The organism is Desulfuromonas acetoxidans DSM 684 (assembly GCF_000167355.1).
GTDB classification, from domain to species: Bacteria; Desulfobacterota; Desulfuromonadia; order Desulfuromonadales; family Desulfuromonadaceae; genus Desulfuromonas; species Desulfuromonas acetoxidans.
Genome location: NZ_AAEW02000032.1, coordinates 1 through 17,351 on the forward strand (window position 1 = coordinate 1; position 17,351 = coordinate 17,351).

Here is a 17,351-nt window from a genome sequence, read left to right on the forward strand (position 1 = left end):
CATATACGCAAAAAAGGCAATCCGCGGGGATGCCTTTTCGTCTCTGTAAACAAGCTTTATGGTTTTATGGTAGGCACGGGGCGGGATGGAACCGCCGACCCCCACCGTGTCAAGGTGGTGCTCTCCCACTGAGCTACGTGCCTGCGAGCTGTAACGGAGGCAAGTTTTACAAGAACGTCTCGACAATGTCAAGCCCTTTTCTTGCGTAATTGCATCAACTGATTTCAACAGCATAGCACAATTGACCAACAAACGGCGAAGTTAACATTTTTCTTGCTAAAACCAGGGTGCGACAGATAGACTTGCGCGTTGTAAACATCTTGTTAACACCGCTGTTAACACCATGGCAAAGCTGACTTTTCCGAGGTCCACGTGAGTACAATCATTGAACTAATCCAATCCAGTTGTCAGAAACATCCCAACGCAACCGCACTGCGTGAAAAAAAAAATAAACGCTGGCAAAGCATCACCTACGCCGACCTTTGGCGAGAATCCGACAAGGTCGCTGCCGGCCTGAATCAACTGGGCATCGCTCAGAACAGTCACATAGCGCTGTTGGCGCCCTCTTCCATGTGCTGGATCACCACGTATCTCGGTGTTCTTAAACAGGGCTGTGTCGTCATCCCCATCGATAAGGAACTCAAGCAGAACGAGCTCAGACATGTTCTTATCGACAGCGAGGTCAATGTTGTTTTCACCGTAGAGAGTTACGTTGAAGACCTGCTTGAACTTCGTAAGAACCTGACCGATCTGCAACACATTGTTGTGATGGACAATACGCTGAATCAGCGCGGACCGGCCTCAGAAACGTTTGCAATCATCGGCGATCTGATCACTGAATGGCACTCACTGGTCAACACGTTGAACATACCTCGCGAGCAAGCGGAGAAGCTGGAACAGCTGGCCAACAAAACCCACCAGCTCCTCACCTCAGCGTCTCCGGCACCCAGCAACAGTGAAGCTCCCGACCTGTTTTCACCGAGTGCCAACCAGATGAAAGACGCCCTGAAAAAGGGGGTCCTGCTCAACTATGACCAGCTGATTAAGAACAGTACCATTGAGCCGACACCCATCACTGCCGACGATACGGCAGTAATTCTTTACACCTCCGGCACCACAGGGCGCTCCAAGGGCGCAATCCTCAGTCATGGCAACATCACGTCCAACGTCAAGGATCTGATTCCCCATTTTCAACTGGACCAGCGCATCCATACGTTGTCGTTTTTACCGATCAACCATGTGTTTGAACAAGTGTGTGGCATCCTGTTGCCCCTAACGCTGGGAGGAACCATCTCTTTCGCCGAATCGTTGAAGAAACTCGGAGAAAACCTCGCCGAGGTCAAACCCACCTTCCTACTGGGCGTGCCAGCCGTTTATCGGATTTTCCTTGACCGCATTATGAAAGGGATCAACAGCAAAAAGGTGTCCAAAGCACTGTACTCTCTACCGTTGACCCGCACTGTCGTGGCTAAGAAAGTTCGCGAAACCCTCGGTGCCGGAACAATTTTCGTCAGCGGTGGAGCAGCACTTGACCCTGCCGTCGCCGCCCAGTTCAAAGAGCTGGATATCCTAATCTACCAAGGCTATGGCATCACCGAAACCTCACCGGTTATCACAGCAGAACAACCCGGGAAAATGCGTCTTGGAACCGTTGGTCGTCCTCTGCCATCGGTTCAGGTTAAAATTGCCAATCCCAACGACGAAGGTATCGGCGAGATCCTCTGCAAAGGGCCCAATGTCATGAAGGGTTATTACAAAAATACCGACGCAACCAACGAAGTCCTTGTCGACGGCTGGTACCATACCGGTGATATGGGCAAAATTGATTCCGATGGCTATCTAAGCATCTGTGGCCGGGTTAAAAATTTGATTGTCACACCGAACGGCAAAAATGTTTACCCCGAGGAGATTGAGAACGAACTTCTTAATAGCCCGTTTATTCAGGAAGTCATGATCTATGGGCACAAAGTCAGCCCAACGGCTGAAGAAGTCCATGCTCAAATTTATCCGGACCAGGAAGTGATTGACAGTTATGCCCAAGAACAGGGTCTCTACCCCCTGGAACATAAAGCCGTTGAAGGCTTGATTCGCGATGAAGTTCTTAAAATAGGCAAACAACTTGCCGATTACAAACGCGTTAAACGATTCACCCTGCGTGAAGATGAATTCCCAAAAACAACCACTCGCAAAATTAAACGATTTGTGGTTGAGGCCGATATTTCAGCAACCGAATAAAAAAAAAGCTCCCATCTGCGGGAGCTTTTTTTATACACAGGTTCAACTGCCACTGCTGAACATTCATGCTAGCAGCCCAGTTTCATCTTTTGCTCAGCTGTCTTGCCATTGGCATATTTGAAGAAATACTCCAGTAAGGCTGCCTTATTCCCACTCGAAAGAGTATCCAACTTCTGCTGATGCAGTTCATTCATCGGGTTCTTAACACATTCTATTCAAAACTCTGACTATAGTCACTTATTTTCAACGCCCGCCAGCACCACTTCAGCTGTGGCATTCTTTACAGTTACCTTTAAAAACGGTTTCCCTCGCACCCCGTACAAACCGGCTAACACCTCCACTCCCAACCCAATTCACATTTCTTACGTCATAACTCCAGAAAAAGGTTTAAGGAAATAAACAGGCGTTCTCACAATATGTAAATCCACATATTGCGTCCAGAGGAGTGATTGACACAAAAAAGCCCCGCAATAAATTGCGGGGCTGAAAAAACGATCTATGCAGCGCGGATTCTTTTACCCACAACCGAGACGAGTATGGTCGTCCTTAGCATACTTATGGAAGTATTTCAGGAGGTTATCTTTTTCCTCATCAGTTAACTGGCCCCAAGGGTCCGCATGCTTGCCCTTTTTCTCTTCGGCAAAATACTTAGTCCACTTCGCTTTGCTCCACTGGTTCAGTTTAAGCCGCTGGGCCTCACCGCCGCGCTTGTGGCAACTCATACAGACCGATTTGTACGTTTTTTTACCGGCGCGCCAGCCCTTTGCCGCAAAAGCGGAACTGGAAAAAGCAACCAGACAAAAGATACACAGTGTAACGAACAGAGTTTTTTTCATATCGGACTCCTTGCGAAGTGTGGGGGAAAGTTACTCATCCTCAGCCAGGCGGAAGGTATCAACAGAGCTGAGCAATACAGTTGACTGCTCAGTCAGACCTGTCGTAATGGCTGCAGAATCTTTAACCTGTTTCAATGTTAACTCTGAAATTTCAGACACTTTTTCCATGGATTGCTCAACGTTATTTGTCATCTCAAGCTGCTTTGACGATAACGTTGAAATTTCGGTAACCACACCTTTTGATTGTTGAATCGCTTCCTGAATCGCGTGGAAAGCCTCACCGGTATCCTGGGCAAGTCGTGTCTGAACCTCAACAGTCTTTGTTTCCTCTTCCAGTGACGCCGTAACCTCACCAGCCTCTGTCTGGATTGATTTGATAACACCATTGATCTGTTTGGTCGCTTCAGCCGATTTATCGGCCAGCCGTTTAATCTCATCGGAGATAACCAAAAAGCCTCGACCCTGCTCACCGGCACGAGAGGCCTCAATGGACGCGTTCATTGCCAGAATAGTGGTTCGTGTCGCAATTTCAGAAATCAACTGGGAGATTGTACCGATCTCCAACAGGCGCTCGGAAAGCGATTTCATCTTCTTGTTGATCACCTGTACGGTGACTCGAATCAACTGCATCCCTTCGATGTTATCAGTAACCAAATTACTACCGCGTGCGGTAACAACGTCCACCTGATTTGAGGTGTCTTGCGCCTGAGAAGCTTTTTCAGAAATATCCTTCGCAGCGAGGGCTGAACTCCGTACCGCCTCGATAGCTTTTTCAACCTGATCGGACTGCGTATCTGCACCCATCTCCATTTCAGAGAAGATTTGAATCAGGTTCTTGGTCTGCTTTCCTACGTCCTGCGCATTCTGACGTGTATCTTGAAGCAGGTCCGACAAACTTTCGATCATCAGGTTATAGGCATCAGCAATTGAGCCGAAAGCATCTGCCGTAACCGGAGCTTTGAGCGACAAGTCACCGTCAGCAGCTTCACTAACAACCTCTAGGAAGTTGATCAGATTGAGCTGCGTGGACTCACGTTCGGAATCGGCAATGATGGCGTCTTTGTACTGCTCTAAGGTCTGGTTAAACATCAAAGCCGTTGCCGCAATCTCATCTTTGGGCTTAATGTCAATTTCAGAGAAGTCTCCCAAGTTAATGCGCTCAATACTGTTGCGCAATTCACGCAGAGAAAGAACCATCCGGTTATTCCAATGGGTAGACAACATGATGAACAACAGCAACAGCAACAAGGACGCTACAGCACCACCGTAATAGATGCGGTCCTGATTCTTGAGTTGGTGCTTGAGTCGAATCTGTTTGATGATCATTTTACGCAGCTGGGAAACATCATCATCCAGTTCACGCACATTCTGATTATAGCGCGCATACATTGGAGCAAGGCTTTGCACTGAAGCCCCCTCCTCCAATTGCACCATCCCCTCTTCGAGATCAACGGAAACTTCGGAGAAAATAACAATCAGAGTCTCCGTCATGCGCTGAAATTCAAGACGTTGCGTTTCCGCATAGGCTTCCAACCGATCAATCAGGTCCTGCAAGGCCATAAGATGATCAAGCACCGCTTCTGAGCGCTTATCAAACTCGTCCGTATCTCCTTTGAGGGCGGCCAGAGTCATATTTCCTTCTAGAACCTGCAGGCGTGAAAAACCACGTGTCAGCTCATCGGTCAAGGACAGCTGGGCGATATTATCATCTGTCTGGATCTTAGCCTGGCTGGTCAGGTAATAGTACACACCCACACTCATCGCCAGGACCAACACGACCAGAAAGGACAACGAAGTGATACTTCGACCCGTAATCTTTTTAATCGTCAGTGGCTTAGCAGCAGTTTTCGCCATAATGAAACGGCCTCCCTTTTGAAATCAAAAACAACACAACCTTAAATCGAACAAAGAGTATATTCGCGAATCATGCGAATCAAAGATTCTTCGTCGAATGGTTTAACAAGATAGTCTGAAGCACCTAATTTAAAAGCTTTTTCCTGATGATGACCACCAGAACGCGATGTGATGACAACCGTTGGTATCATGCGCAGATTTTCACGACGATTGAGTTCACTGAGCAACTCATAGCCATGCATAACCGGCATTTCGAGGTCAGTCAGAATCATATCGACCTTCTCATCCTCAAGGACCTCAAGCGCTTCATGTCCATTGGTTGCCAACAAGACCTCGACGCCGTTGGCTTCAAGAATCATTGAGGCATATTTACGAATACTTAGTGAATCGTCGACCACCAGGACACGCGCTGATGCTGATTTCGCTCCGGCACCTTCGACGGGCTCAGGAACGTCAATGGGTTGAGCGCTTTCAAGCACCTGCGACAATCGCGTCGGGTTAATTGCCAGCCGCACATCACCACCACCGGAAACACTGGTTCCGGAAAAACACGGCATTTCCGCCAGCATGGCCCCGAAAGGTCGGATAACGGTGTCTTCCTGACTGATGATCTCTTCAACCATCAGGCCCAAACGTGAACCCAAGGTGCGAACAAATAAGACACTTTGTCGTGACGCATCCGTAACAGGAATACTGAAGCGCTGGTTGAGGTCAACAACCTGATAATTTTCATCCTGACGAACGGCCCGGTTATCAACAATCTCGAGACTGGTAACTTCCTGAATCTCCTCAATCAATGCAGAGGGCAGGATAAAAAACTGATTACCAAGGCGGAACTGAATAACATTGATAATGATCAGCGACAGCGGAATCTGCAGCACAAACTCCGTCCCCTCTCCCGCAGTCGTACGCACATCAACGGTTCCGTTCAACGCCGATAGACGATCAAGAACAACGTCCATTCCCACGCCACGACCGGACGTGTCGTCCGCTTCCTCCTTGGTACTGAAACCGGGACGGAAAATCAGGTCAATCAGATCCTTGCGATCAAGTTTGTCCTCTTCCGTGATCCATCCCAGTCGAATCGCTTTAGAACGGACTTTTTCCACCTGAATTCCCCGACCATCATCCGAAATGGTAATGGTGGCGGTTGAACCACTGCGACGTGTAGCGATTTTGATGGTTCCCGTGATCGGCTTGCCGAGCGATTTGCGTTCCTCAGGGGATTCCAGACCATGAGCAACGGCATTGCGTAAAACATGCAGAAGAGGATCAAACAGGCCATCGATGATCGTTCGTCCCAAGCGGGTATCCCCCCCCTCGAGCACAAGATCCACTTGCTTATTATTATCTTTGGAGAGATTGCGCATTGAGCGACGAAAACGCTGATAAAGATGATCGACCGGCAAAGTGCGAATTTCTGAAATACGCTCTTTCATCTCTGAAGTCATCCGGTCAATAGCTTCTACATCGACACTAACCTGACCGAAAAAGCTCCGAATTGAGATGACCGCTTCATTGATGTCATTACTGATCTCTTGCAACTTGCGAGAGAACAGATTTAATTCATCATATCGGTCAAACTCAAGTTCATCGAAATCAGAGATGGTTGACTCGGAGCTGCCCTCATCGCCTTTCTCTTCAGGATTGGTGTACTCGTACCGTTCTGAAAAGGCTGTAACTTCACGCAACAGTCGCTCCCGCGCAAAATCGATCTCCTCTTTCATGGCTTCAACAGAACCGAGCTGTTCAAGCAGGTGAGTCTTGGTGATGGTCATTTCACCAAGAAGATTCATCATCTGATCAATCTTATCAACACCGACTTTGACGCTGTTGCTTAATTGCTGCGCCGGAGCCTCCTCCAATTCAGCAATAGCAACTTCTTCATAGTCACCGGCCTGAGCGGCCTGCAGGGACCGGCATGCTCTTTCGGCAGAAGCTGCCGCAGTCTCACGGTAATCAGGCAAATGAGTTATCTGCAGCAGGTTGCGCATGCTGTCGAGAGATGCCAGCATCGCATCGAGCAACAGATCGGAAGGAACAATGCTGCCGGCCTTGAAATTTTCCAGCAAGTTTTCCAGTTCGTGAGAAATTTCGCTTATAGAATTGAATTTCAGAAGAGCGGAAGCTCCTTTGAGCGTGTGTGCAGAACGGAACAGCTTATCCACCAGAGAAGCCTCGACTTGTTGGGCTCCACGCTGTTCCATCTCGAGCAAACCCGATTCAAGAATCGTTAAATGCTCGTCAGCTTCTTCGAAAAAAATACTTTTTGCAGACTCAGAAATAGCCATCTATGAAACCTTCACACGGTGTTCATCAATAAATGCAACAACATCAATTTCATGGCCGGCAGTTTTAAGGTTCAGGTTTGGCAACGTATCGCTGATAAATGCGACTTGATCACTCTCCTGACCGGCAATCACCAGAAAGAAGTTTTTCGGCAATACCACGTCACGCTGTTCCAGGGCCGACAGATCAATCACTGGAATCACGTTGCCGCGCTGATTGATCAAACCGACAATATAGTTGGGTCCATAAGGAAGATAGGTGATCGGCAGGGATTCTGAAATTTCCAGAACATGTTCAACCGCGATAAAATACTGACGACCACCAAGATAAAAACGGCAACAGACCGGCTTAACAGCCTCCTGCTCATCTTCAGTGGCCTGATGCAGCTTCATCATGAAGGGCAGAGCAAAATCATTAATTAGATCACTGCCCTGATCTTCAATCAGGTTATCTGCCCCTTCGGTGAACTCACCGAACTCCTGCTCTTCCGGTTCCGGCGCTCCTCTTTTGGCACAATCAAGCAATTCTTGAAGTTTTTCATACCACTGACGCACCTGTTGTACGTCGGAGTCACTCAGCGACAATCCCGAATCATTAAAATGATCAAGAAAGTTTTCCAGGCATTTTGCGGTATCACTGGAGCGGGTACGTTTAACCAGCCCGGCCGTTCCTTTAATGGTATGAGCCGCCCGCCGGGCTTCTTCAAGGATGTCAGCATCAATGGCATCATCCTCCCAGGCAGACAGTAATTTATGGATAAGCGCCAATCCCTCTTCAGTTTCCTCTATAAAAATTGGCAGCAAACTATCCTGATAATCAGACATCAAAAACCCTCATTTATATGAGCACATCCGTTGAGCCTCTTGCTGGGAGCCTCATGGATCATTGCAAGAAACGGCGAGATCTTCTTGCTTAAAAAACGTCCATCGGGTCCTATCGCGCTGAAGCTAATCCGGCCTGATACAAAACCTGGCAGCATTTGCGCACCGCCTCGTCATCAAGCGTACTCTCTTCACAGACCTGCCCCAGAGTTTTCGTTCCATCCAGAAGTAAGGTCAATGACTGCTCATCTTCACTGAGCAACCCTTCCTGAGACGCTTCAATACATAGAGGCAGACGGGTCACAACAAGTTCATCTTTAGTGAATTCATTGCGCAAGAATCGCTCTCGGATACCTTCGAGAAGCACCTGATACATAGGGATGCGGAAACTGATATCTTCAAGATTGAAAGGCAGGTCGTCCTTTTCGAGGAAAAAATTGCCACTATGGGTATTAATCGCCGTATTCAGAGCATCTTGAGCGTGCTGACGCAGGTAATACATCAGATCTTCTTCACTGATCAGCTCTTTCTCAACCAGAGCCCGACCAATGGGCTGGTTATTTTGACGTGCCTCCTCAACAACACGCTGTAGTGCCAGCGTGTCACAACTGAAGCGGTTATCCTGGCAGATCAGATCGGTCAAAAAGCAGTGTTTTCCCTTCTGACTGGCCGTCGCAAAAACAAACTTTCCGTTATCAATAAAGATTTCGGCAAAGGTGTCATTGGAGAAGATCGACAACCGACCACTTTGACGCGTATTGGCGCAGAACGTCAACAGCTCCGGAAGCTCCATGCGTGTCAGATCACCGGAAAGAATCAGCGTCTGATGCTTAATCAGACCTGTCTCTTTCAGGGTGTCAGACATCACATTTTTCATCAGAACCGGAAAATCTTTCTGGAAATAACGCCTGACCACCTTATCAAAACGGTCATTGAGAGAATCCAGTAATTTATCAATATCTTCCGACGAACCACTGAGTCCACTCGGCGAACCAGCCTGCGTTGATGCCGACTCGGCTGCCGGTTCAACCCTCTCTTCAACGACAGTCTCACCGCTGGCTTCAGCACTGACTTCTCGAATCTTAGCCACCAGATCTTCTGGCTCAAACGGCTTGGTAAAGTAATGTACGATGCCAAAGCTGGCTTCAAATGCGTGGCCGACAACCTCACTTTTCGATGAAATCAGAATAACGGGAACATCTTTGAGATTGTCATCCTCCCGCAACATTTTGCAGAACATATGCCCATTCATCTTCGGCATGACAAAATCGACCAGCACCACGGAAGGCAGGTGTTGCCTTGCCATTTCCAAGCCTTTTTCGCCATCCTCGGCACTCAAAACTTCATAACCGTTTTGCGTAAGGACCAGCTCGACCAGACGACGAACCGTGGGAGAATCATCGACGACGAGAATTGTTTTTTTATCTTCAACAGACATATTTGTCGCTCCTTGCTTCTGAAATCGTAGAAAAATTTACTGACGAAGAATATCCATCGCTTTAGCCAAAGATACCTTCATCCGATCAAAGGCATCGGCAAGAAGTTTAATCTCATCATTGGTTTTAACTTCAAACTCGCGATCGAGTTTTCCGCGACTGATATCTTCAGAAACATCAACGATATGTTCGATGGGACGAACAACGCTGCCGACAATGAAACGGTCGACGGCAAATAGAACCAGGAGGAAGAAAATACTGAAAGCGGCAGAAAAATAGCCGATACGGGTAATCGCCTGATCACGAACCGCTTCCAAAGGTACGTAGATAAAGCGTGCGCCAACAACATCCCCTTCAAGATAACCGTAACCGGAATGGGAACCGTATTTCTCGACCTGACTCGGATGAGCCACCTCAGGAACATCGTGGCAGGAGATACAGTCGGAACCAGCAATCAGCGGCTTGGCAACAGCATAAAAACTGGTTCCGTCACGGTCGGCAAAACCTTTCCACTCGGAGTACTCGCCATCTTCAAAGCCCATAATGACGTTCTCTTCCAATTCACTGGCAAGACTTTCAGGATTGAGAGGATTGGGCGAGGCAAAACGGAAGATGTACTCGGGATATTCTTCCTGAATATAGCGGGCAACCTCGGTAAGCATCAACACGCCAACTCCACTTTCAGGAAAATAGGCGTCTTCGGGAACCAACTCTTCGGCTTTGGGACGGATCACGTTATGCAAATAACGAGCAGAGCTGGACATAACCGCAGCAAACAGATCCGTTTTTTCCTGGGCTTCACGGATCGCATCTTTTCGTAGCACGTAAGCGCCACCGGCAATCGCCAGGACAAGCGAAACCAGATAGACAATAGCAAGCATGACAACAACACGCTTACGAATGGACATATTCTTCAGCATAGTTCCCTCCCAAAAGTTGCAACTGTCACAACAGCTTAAAATTCAAATTCAAGAATGCTTTGATTGAAATTCCTCACGCATCGACTCGGGGATATCAACCAGTAACTGCTCTAGAAGTGCGGTATAAATTGTGGCGTCAATGGCTTCACCACGAACATATCCGGTCGTTTTGATGAATTTCTCAACGATGACGACCCCAAGAGGTCCAACAATATCGATATAATCGTTCATCAAGCGCAACACAACATCACCCGGAATAGAACTGGTGACAATGTGACGTGCTTCACTGGAAACGTTACCGGAAACATCACCGCTCTCTTCACCGACAAGTTGAGCAGTAATCGGTAAATCCAGCCGCTTGCGAGGAGAAAACCCCTTGATAAAATTGGCTTCAATCAACTCTTTACCAGCGATCTCGACCAAGGTTTCCTCTGGAGACAGGGTTCCAAGTTTGATATAAACCGCCTCACCATTTTCAATGGAAATTTTGCACAGATGGGCCGTATCGGCAAATTTTAAGGCAAGTTGGCCGGTACCCTCAGCGGCATACTTTCTGAAGACCGAAGCCAGATCCACTAGGCGCCTCCCAGATATTTTTTGACTGCGAGCAGGATTTCAACAGGCTCATAAGGTTTGGTGATGTATTCATCAGCACCTTGTTTTTTCCCCCAGAACTTGTCGCTCTCACCAGACTTGGACGTTGTCAGAATAATTGGAATATCTTTGAATTTTGGATTTTTTTTCAAAGACCGGCATACTTGAAAACCGTTTTTATTTGGCATGATCACATCGAGAATAATAAGATCGAACGGCTCGGCCATTGCCTTCTCTTCTGCTTCTTTCCCGTCAACAGCAGTCACAATGGAGTGCCCGGTACCTTTAAGCGCATCGAGCAAAAAAGCCATTTCAGTTTTACTATCATCAGCAACAAGAATTTTAGCCATAAATATCTCCCTAGATCGGTAGCGTGGTTTTCCTTACTCCACTAGGCTTTGGAAGCAAAGAACAGACCAACTCACACATAAAGATTAATTAAATAAAAAAACTCATAGAATCAACAACGTTGAACAAATACCTGTAGAACAATGGCGAAAAAAAAGCCCTGACAGCTCTGATTATCGCGATATCACGGACTCATTACGGCGAATAGACTAACACATTTCACCATTGAAGTTTTGCGTTTTTTCTATAAATCAAACAGGTTGGATGGACAAAGAAGGAAACCAAGAAAACCCTGTCCCGAATGAAACAGGTTAAAACAAAAAAGCACTCAGGAGATATCCTGAGTGCTCAGTCGTCGTGTTTGGTCGGGGCGAGAGGATTTGAACCTCCGACCCCATGCACCCCATGCATGTGCGCTACCAGGCTGCGCTACGCCCCGACAAATAACGATGCGGATTGTCCAGTATTTGGCTGGTCAAGTCAAGAGAAATTATTCGATTTTTTCTATCAGACACCGCGCCGGTCAATAACACGATTGGCCTTACCCTCATGACGCGGCATGCTCGACGGTTCAACCAGTTTCACTTTAGCTCCCACTCCGAGCATCGACAACAATCGTTTCTCTAATTGCTCGACAAACGCCCGCTGCTTTCGCATCTCATCAAAGAAAATTCGCTCGTTGACTTCCACCTGCACTTCCAGCGTATCCATGGTGCCGACACGATCAACAACCAGCTGGTAATGTGGCTCACAGCCATCGACCTGGAACAACACTTCTTCGATCTGAGTCGGGAAGACGTTAACACCCTTGATGATCAGCATATCATCCGAGCGTCCCATGGTTTTTGCCATACGCACGTGGGTACGACCACAGGCACAGGCTTCATATGATAACTGTGTGATGTCCCGTGTGCGATAACGGATAATCGGAAACGCTTCTTTGGTGATACTGGTTAGAACCAGTTCGCCGACAGCGCCGCGCGGCAGCACTTCGCCGGTTTCCGGATTGATGATTTCTGCAATAAAATGATCTTCAAAGATGTGCATACCGCATTGATGCTGACATTCACCGGCAACGCCCGGCCCCATCACTTCAGAAAGACCATAGTTATCCGTTGCGATAACGCCCAGCCGCTTCTCGATTTCACGGCGCATCTCCTCACTCCACGGCTCACCACCGAACAGTCCAACCTTAAGGGAGAGGCGGTGAGGATCAATACCCTGTTTCTCCATCCGGTCAGCCAGAGTTAGAGCATAGGACGGCGTACACACCAAGGCACTGGACTGATAATCCTGCATGATCATGATCTGCTTATCGGTATTACCGCTGGAGATGGGAATCACCGAGGCACCGATCTCTTCGGCACCGTAATGCAGCCCAAAGGCTCCGGTAAACAAGCCATAGCCGAAGGCAATGTGAACAATGTCATCCGGGGTCACTCCAGCAGCGGTCATGAATCGTGCCGCCAGATTGGTCCAGGTGTTCAGATCGTTGCGGGTGTAACCAACCACTGTCGGCTTACCCGTCGTGCCCGAGGATGAGTGAATCCGCACCACCTCGCGCATCGGCACGGCAAACATGCCGTAGGGATAATTGAGCCGCAAATCCTCCTTGGTGGTAAACGGCAATTTCGCAAGATCTTCCAAGCTGCGCACGTCCGAGACATTCAAGCCCAGGGCGGCAAACTTGTTTTGATAACAGGGAACATGGCTGTTGACCCGCTCAAGAGTCTGCTGCAGTCGTTGCAGTTGCAGCGCCTCTAATTCATCACGCGACATACATTCATGCTCGCGATCCCATATCTGAGTTGTTTTTTTCATTACAGTAAGGGGCATTATCCTGTCCAATTACATGGTGTAGACGCGGTCTCCTTCAAGAACACGCACGCCATTTTCAGTCAAAACGGTAATCGCGGCCTCCGGATCATCAAAGCGGAAAATGATCACGGCATTTTCACCACAACGTTCAACAAAGGCGTACATGTACTCAACATTGACACCGCCCTTATCAAGCACCTTGAGAATGCCAGCCAGCCCCGTCGGCCGATCAGGCACTTCAACCGCGACTACAGCGGTCTTATTGACGGTAAAGCCCTTCTCCTTCAACGCCTGCTTAGCCACATCCGTTTTATCAACGATGAGTCGTAAAATACCAAAATCAGAAGTGTCCGCCAGAGACAGAGCACGAATATTCACGCCACTATCACCCAAAGCCTGGGTAACTTCCGCCAAACGACCCGATTTGTTCTCAATAAAAATGGAAATCTGTTCTACTTTCATTGGCACTCTCCCTCAACAGGATTACAGATTAGCCCTGACGACGATCAATAACCCGCTGGGCTTTACCTTCGCTGCGGGCAATGGTCTTAGGCTCAACCAAGCGTACTTTACAGGTAATGCCGAGCAGATCTTTAATGTCCTTGCGAATCACGGCACTGAGTTCCTGCATCTGCTTCACTTCATCGGAGAAGGTCTGCTCATTGACCTCCACTTGCACTTCAAGACTATCCAAATTTTCCTCGCGATCAACAATCAGCTGGTAGTGCGGTGCCACACCTTCAATGCGGCACAAAACACTTTCGATCTGCGACGGGAAGACATTGACGCCACGGATGATCAACATATCGTCGCTGCGGCCGCTGAGCCGCTCTATCCGTAGATGGGTACGACCGCAAATACAAGGCTCAGAAATAATTCGGGTGATATCACGTGTCCGGTAACGGATCAGTGGAATCCCCTCTTTGGTGATGGTCGTCAGCACCAACTCACCCTTTTCACCATAAGGCAGAACCTTACCGCTGACCGGATCAATGATTTCCGGAATGAAGTGGTCTTCCCAGATATGCAGGCCATGCTGAGCTTCAATACATTCAATACCGACACCTGGCCCCATAATCTCTGACAGGCCATAAATATCGATGGCCTTGATACCGAGTTTCTCCTCAATTTCGCCTCGCATCGATTCACTCCACGGCTCAGCACCGAGGATACCGACACGCAACTTCAAATCAGCGATATCAATCCCTTCGTCAGCCAACGCTTCGGCCAGATACAGGCTGTAAGATGGCGTACAGGTGATCACCGACGAACCAAAGTCCTGCATGATCATGATCTGCTTCTTGGTGTTGCCTCCCGACATGGGAATGACCGAGGCACCAAGGCGTTCCGCCCCATAATGGGCACCAAGACCACCGGTAAACAGGCCATAACCGTAGGCGTTATGAATCACATCACCACGACTGGCGCCGGAGGCCATGAAGGAGCGAGCCATCAGCTCCGACCAAGTGTCGATATCCCGCTTGGTGTATCCAACCACCGTAGGCTTGCCGGTGGTGCCTGAGGATGCATGAATACGCACGATCTGGTCCAGGGGCACGGCAAACAAACCATAGGGGTAGTTGTCGCGCATGTCCTGTTTGAGAGTAAACGGAAGATGTTGCAAATCATCCAGAGAACGGATATCCGCAGGAGTGATGCCCGCCTTATTGAAACTGTCGCGATAAAACGGCACCATGGCATAAACCCGTTCAACCGTCTGTTTCAAGCGAGTCAACTGCAGGGCTTCAATCGCCTCGCGCGGTAATGTCTCAAAATCTTCATTCCAGATCATGCGTCACCTCTTTATTTAACGTCTATATTCAGGCGGCCTGACGACCGAGCTCAAACGCCCGCAGGTTTTCCTCAAGAAACTTTTCCGGAACCATCTTGCGCAACGCCTGTTCCCACAAATCCAGCGCCACATCAATTTTTGTCGACAAAGCACCAAGTAAAGCAATATTAACCGTACGCGGATTACCGGCCGCCATGGCCAAAGCCAGGCCGTCAACGACCAGAGACTTTTCAACCTGTTGGCAAATCAGGTCTTCAAGCCCTTCCGGATAACGTTCCTGTCCGGTCGCCACCGAGGGTGGCATCACCTTCAGGTTATTGGTGATCACCGCACCGCCTTTTTTCAATAACGGCAGGTTACGGTAAGTCTCCAGCAGTTCAAATCCAAACAGGATATCGGTCTCTCCTTCCGGAATAATCGGCGAATAAACCTTTTCTCCAAACCGGACATGTGAAGAAACACTACCACCGCGCTGGGACATGCCGTGGATCTCATTCTTCTTGACATCGTAGCCTGCCAGCATCAACACTTCAGACAACACCTCGCTGGCCAGCAGAGTTCCCTGACCACCAACACCAGCCAACAGAATATTGGTTACCTTAGTCATTGGTCACCTCGCTATAGGCATCAAACTTACACAACTGATCACAGATCCCGCAACCAACACACAACAGTTGGTTAACATAGGCTTTACCACGTTCCCCGGCATCGGGCTGCCATTCAATCGCCGGACAACCGATTTTCAGACAGGCTTTACAGCCGGTACATTTATCCGGATCAATCACCAAAGGTGGTTTACGCTGACCGACATCACGCTTGATCAGAATGCAAGGCGCTTCTGTGATCACAACCGAGGGTTCTTCGCGTTCCATCTCTTCCTTGATCACCTGACGGGTCTCTTCCAGGTTCCACGGATTGACTTTACGCACCGAACGAATACCAACACTGCGACACAGTTGCTCCAGATCCACCCGGGCACTGGGATCACCCGCCAGCGTAAAGCCGGAAGCCGGATTCTCCTGACGACCGGTCATGGCGGTAATACGGTTATCGAGAATGATCAGTGTCGCGGTCGAACCATTGTACACCATGTCCATCAAACCGTTGATGCCGGTGTGCAGGAAGGTGGAATCACCAATAACACCAACAACCTTCTGCTTGTCCGGACCGCTCAGAACTTTATTCAGACCGGAAGCATTACCCACACTGGCGCCCATACAGACACAGGTGTCCATGGCCGACAACGGCGGCATAAAGCCCAGTGTATAACAACCGATATCACCGGTAACAAACGCTTTAAGGCGGTTCAAAGCATAAAAAACACCCCGGTGCGGACACCCCGGACACATGTTCGGTGGCCGGTTAGGCAGTTCAACACTTGTTTCATAAGCCGGTTGCAGCTTTTCCGTCAGTAAAGACTCGCGTACCCGTCCCGGGGTCAGTTCACCGCAAATGGGCAGACGATCTTTACCGATGACGTCAATTCCCAATGCACGAATTTGCTCTTCGAGAAACGGTTCGAGTTCTTCGATCACATACAGGGTTTTAAAGCGACTGGCAAAGTCCTTGATCAGTTGGGTCGGCAACGGATAAACCAAACCCAATTTGAGCACTGAGGCATCGGGCAACACCTCACGAGCATATTGATAGGCAATACCGGCAGTGATCACACCAACGTCGCTGCTACGCTCTTCAACACGATTGAACGCCTGACTGCATGACCATTCCGCCATGTCCCGCAACCGCTGTTCAACAAACACGTGACGCTTGCGTGCGTTGCCCGGCAACATGACAAGCTTGGGCGGATTACGCTCAAGGCTCGGTTCAGGCAGACCCGTTACCGGCTCACCCGTTTCAACAATGGACTTGGAATGAGAGATACGAGTTGTGGTGCGCAGGAACATTGGCGTATCAAACTGCTCACTGGCTTCAAAGGCCAATCGCGTATAATCGAGCGCTTCCTGGCTGTCCGACGGTTCAAACATCGGAACTTTTGCAGCACGGGCATAATGACGGCTATCCTGCTCATCCTGAGATGAATGCAGTTCAGGGTCATCGGCCACGACAAGTACCAGACCACCGCGCACACCGGTATACGACAAGGTAAACAGCGGATCAGCCGCCACATTGACCCCAACATGCTTCATGGTCACCAGGCTGCGCGCCCCACCAAAACAGGAACCGATCCCCACTTCCAGGGCCACCTTTTCGTTCGGTGCCCAGGACGAATCTATGGAGGGGTAATGGGCTGTATTTTCCAGAATCTCGGTACTTGGTGTTCCCGGATAGGCCACCGCCACCTTGACCCCGGCTTCAAACGCCCCGCGGGCGATCGCTTCATTTCCAGATAAAATTTCTTTACTCATGCTGTCCTCTCACTCAAGCGTTCGATCATTTCGATCACAACG

Annotated in this window: 14 protein-coding genes and 2 tRNA genes; 1 reads left to right on the plus strand and 15 read right to left on the minus strand. The window is 49.0% G+C overall.

Annotation, left to right across the window (positions count from 1 at the left end):
* Positions 1-67 precede the first annotated feature (67 nt).
* Positions 68-143, minus strand: a tRNA-Val gene (locus DACE_RS15835).
* A 229-nt stretch (positions 144-372) separates the two neighbouring features.
* Between DACE_RS15835 and DACE_RS15840 the strand changes: the two genes are divergently transcribed.
* On the plus strand, positions 373-2,235 hold the full coding sequence (locus tag DACE_RS15840) for an AMP-dependent synthetase/ligase (RefSeq protein WP_006002957.1): 1,863 nt from the start codon (positions 373-375) through the stop codon (positions 2,233-2,235).
* 515 nt (positions 2,236-2,750) lie between these two features.
* Here the strand turns inward: DACE_RS15840 and DACE_RS15845 are convergent.
* From DACE_RS15845 to iorA, 14 genes are all read right to left on the minus strand, one after another.
* Positions 2,751-3,071 carry a c-type cytochrome gene (locus DACE_RS15845; protein WP_006002959.1) on the minus strand — a complete coding sequence of 107 codons (321 nt, stop codon included), beginning with the start codon at positions 3,069-3,071 and terminating at the stop codon, positions 2,751-2,753.
* Between the two features lie 30 nt (positions 3,072-3,101).
* Positions 3,102-4,925 (minus strand): methyl-accepting chemotaxis protein, encoded by a 1,824-nt coding sequence (locus DACE_RS15850; RefSeq protein WP_006002962.1) that lies wholly within the window; start codon positions 4,923-4,925, stop codon positions 3,102-3,104.
* Positions 4,926-4,966: 41 nt separating this feature from the next.
* Positions 4,967-7,216 carry a hybrid sensor histidine kinase/response regulator gene (locus tag DACE_RS15855; RefSeq protein ID WP_006002965.1) on the minus strand — a complete coding sequence of 750 codons (2,250 nt, stop codon included), beginning with the start codon at positions 7,214-7,216 and terminating at the stop codon, positions 4,967-4,969.
* A complete protein-coding gene (locus DACE_RS17645) occupies positions 7,217-8,038 on the minus strand; it encodes a chemotaxis protein CheW (protein ID WP_006002967.1) in 822 nt (273 codons plus the stop codon).
* A gap of 109 nt (positions 8,039-8,147) precedes the next feature.
* Positions 8,148-9,473: a response regulator gene (locus DACE_RS17650; protein WP_006002969.1), complete on the minus strand. Its 1,326-nt coding sequence runs from the start codon at positions 9,471-9,473 to the stop codon at positions 8,148-8,150.
* Positions 9,474-9,509: 36 nt separating this feature from the next.
* On the minus strand, positions 9,510-10,391 hold the full coding sequence (locus DACE_RS15870; protein WP_006002971.1) for a c-type heme family protein: 882 nt from the start codon (positions 10,389-10,391) through the stop codon (positions 9,510-9,512).
* A gap of 48 nt (positions 10,392-10,439) precedes the next feature.
* Entirely contained in the window at positions 10,440-10,967 is a 528-nt protein-coding gene (locus tag DACE_RS15875; protein ID WP_006002973.1) for a hypothetical protein, read from the minus strand.
* Positions 10,967-11,335, minus strand: coding sequence for a response regulator transcription factor (locus DACE_RS15880; RefSeq protein ID WP_006002975.1), 369 nt, complete (start codon positions 11,333-11,335; stop codon positions 10,967-10,969). Before DACE_RS15880 ends, DACE_RS15875 begins: the two co-directional genes overlap by 1 nt.
* 360 nt (positions 11,336-11,695) lie before the next feature.
* A tRNA-Pro gene (locus DACE_RS15885) sits at positions 11,696-11,772 on the minus strand.
* 68 nt (positions 11,773-11,840) lie between these two features.
* The gene (locus DACE_RS15890; protein ID WP_006002977.1) at positions 11,841-13,169 is read right to left on the minus strand and encodes a phenylacetate--CoA ligase family protein; all 1,329 of its coding nucleotides are present in this window, start codon (positions 13,167-13,169) and stop codon (positions 11,841-11,843) included.
* A 12-nt stretch (positions 13,170-13,181) separates the two neighbouring features.
* Positions 13,182-13,613: an ACT domain-containing protein gene (locus DACE_RS15895; RefSeq protein WP_006002978.1), complete on the minus strand. Its 432-nt coding sequence runs from the start codon at positions 13,611-13,613 to the stop codon at positions 13,182-13,184.
* 28 nt (positions 13,614-13,641) lie between these two features.
* Entirely contained in the window at positions 13,642-14,943 is a 1,302-nt protein-coding gene (locus DACE_RS15900; protein ID WP_006002981.1) for a phenylacetate--CoA ligase family protein, read from the minus strand.
* Between the two features lie 28 nt (positions 14,944-14,971).
* Positions 14,972-15,550: an indolepyruvate oxidoreductase subunit beta gene (locus DACE_RS15905; RefSeq protein WP_006002983.1), complete on the minus strand. Its 579-nt coding sequence runs from the start codon at positions 15,548-15,550 to the stop codon at positions 14,972-14,974.
* Positions 15,543-17,309, minus strand: a complete 1,767-nt coding sequence (iorA, locus tag DACE_RS15910; RefSeq protein ID WP_006002985.1) for an indolepyruvate ferredoxin oxidoreductase subunit alpha — start codon at positions 17,307-17,309, stop codon at positions 15,543-15,545. The genes DACE_RS15905 and iorA overlap by 8 nt, the downstream gene beginning before the upstream one ends.
* Positions 17,310-17,351: the final 42 nt, after the last annotated feature.

Coding starts and splice junctions, on each gene's coding strand:
- DACE_RS15850 (WP_006002962.1), bottom strand. CDS start 4,925: ATGGCGAAAACTGCTGCTAAGCCACTGACGATTAAAAAGATTACGGGT.
- DACE_RS17645 (WP_006002967.1), bottom strand. CDS start 8,038: ATGTCTGATTATCAGGATAGTTTGCTGCCAATTTTTATAGAGGAAACT.
- DACE_RS15845 (WP_006002959.1), bottom strand. CDS start 3,071: ATGAAAAAAACTCTGTTCGTTACACTGTGTATCTTTTGTCTGGTTGCT.
- DACE_RS15870 (WP_006002971.1), bottom strand. CDS start 10,391: ATGCTGAAGAATATGTCCATTCGTAAGCGTGTTGTTGTCATGCTTGCT.
- DACE_RS15880 (WP_006002975.1), bottom strand. CDS start 11,335: ATGGCTAAAATTCTTGTTGCTGATGATAGTAAAACTGAAATGGCTTTT.
- DACE_RS15900 (WP_006002981.1), bottom strand. CDS start 14,943: ATGATCTGGAATGAAGATTTTGAGACATTACCGCGCGAGGCGATTGAA.
- DACE_RS17650 (WP_006002969.1), bottom strand. CDS start 9,473: ATGTCTGTTGAAGATAAAAAAACAATTCTCGTCGTCGATGATTCTCCC.
- DACE_RS15905 (WP_006002983.1), bottom strand. CDS start 15,550: ATGACTAAGGTAACCAATATTCTGTTGGCTGGTGTTGGTGGTCAGGGA.
- DACE_RS15890 (WP_006002977.1), bottom strand. CDS start 13,169: ATGCCCCTTACTGTAATGAAAAAAACAACTCAGATATGGGATCGCGAG.
- DACE_RS15895 (WP_006002978.1), bottom strand. CDS start 13,613: ATGAAAGTAGAACAGATTTCCATTTTTATTGAGAACAAATCGGGTCGT.
- DACE_RS15855 (WP_006002965.1), bottom strand. CDS start 7,216: ATGGCTATTTCTGAGTCTGCAAAAAGTATTTTTTTCGAAGAAGCTGAC.
- iorA (WP_006002985.1), bottom strand. CDS start 17,309: ATGAGTAAAGAAATTTTATCTGGAAATGAAGCGATCGCCCGCGGGGCG.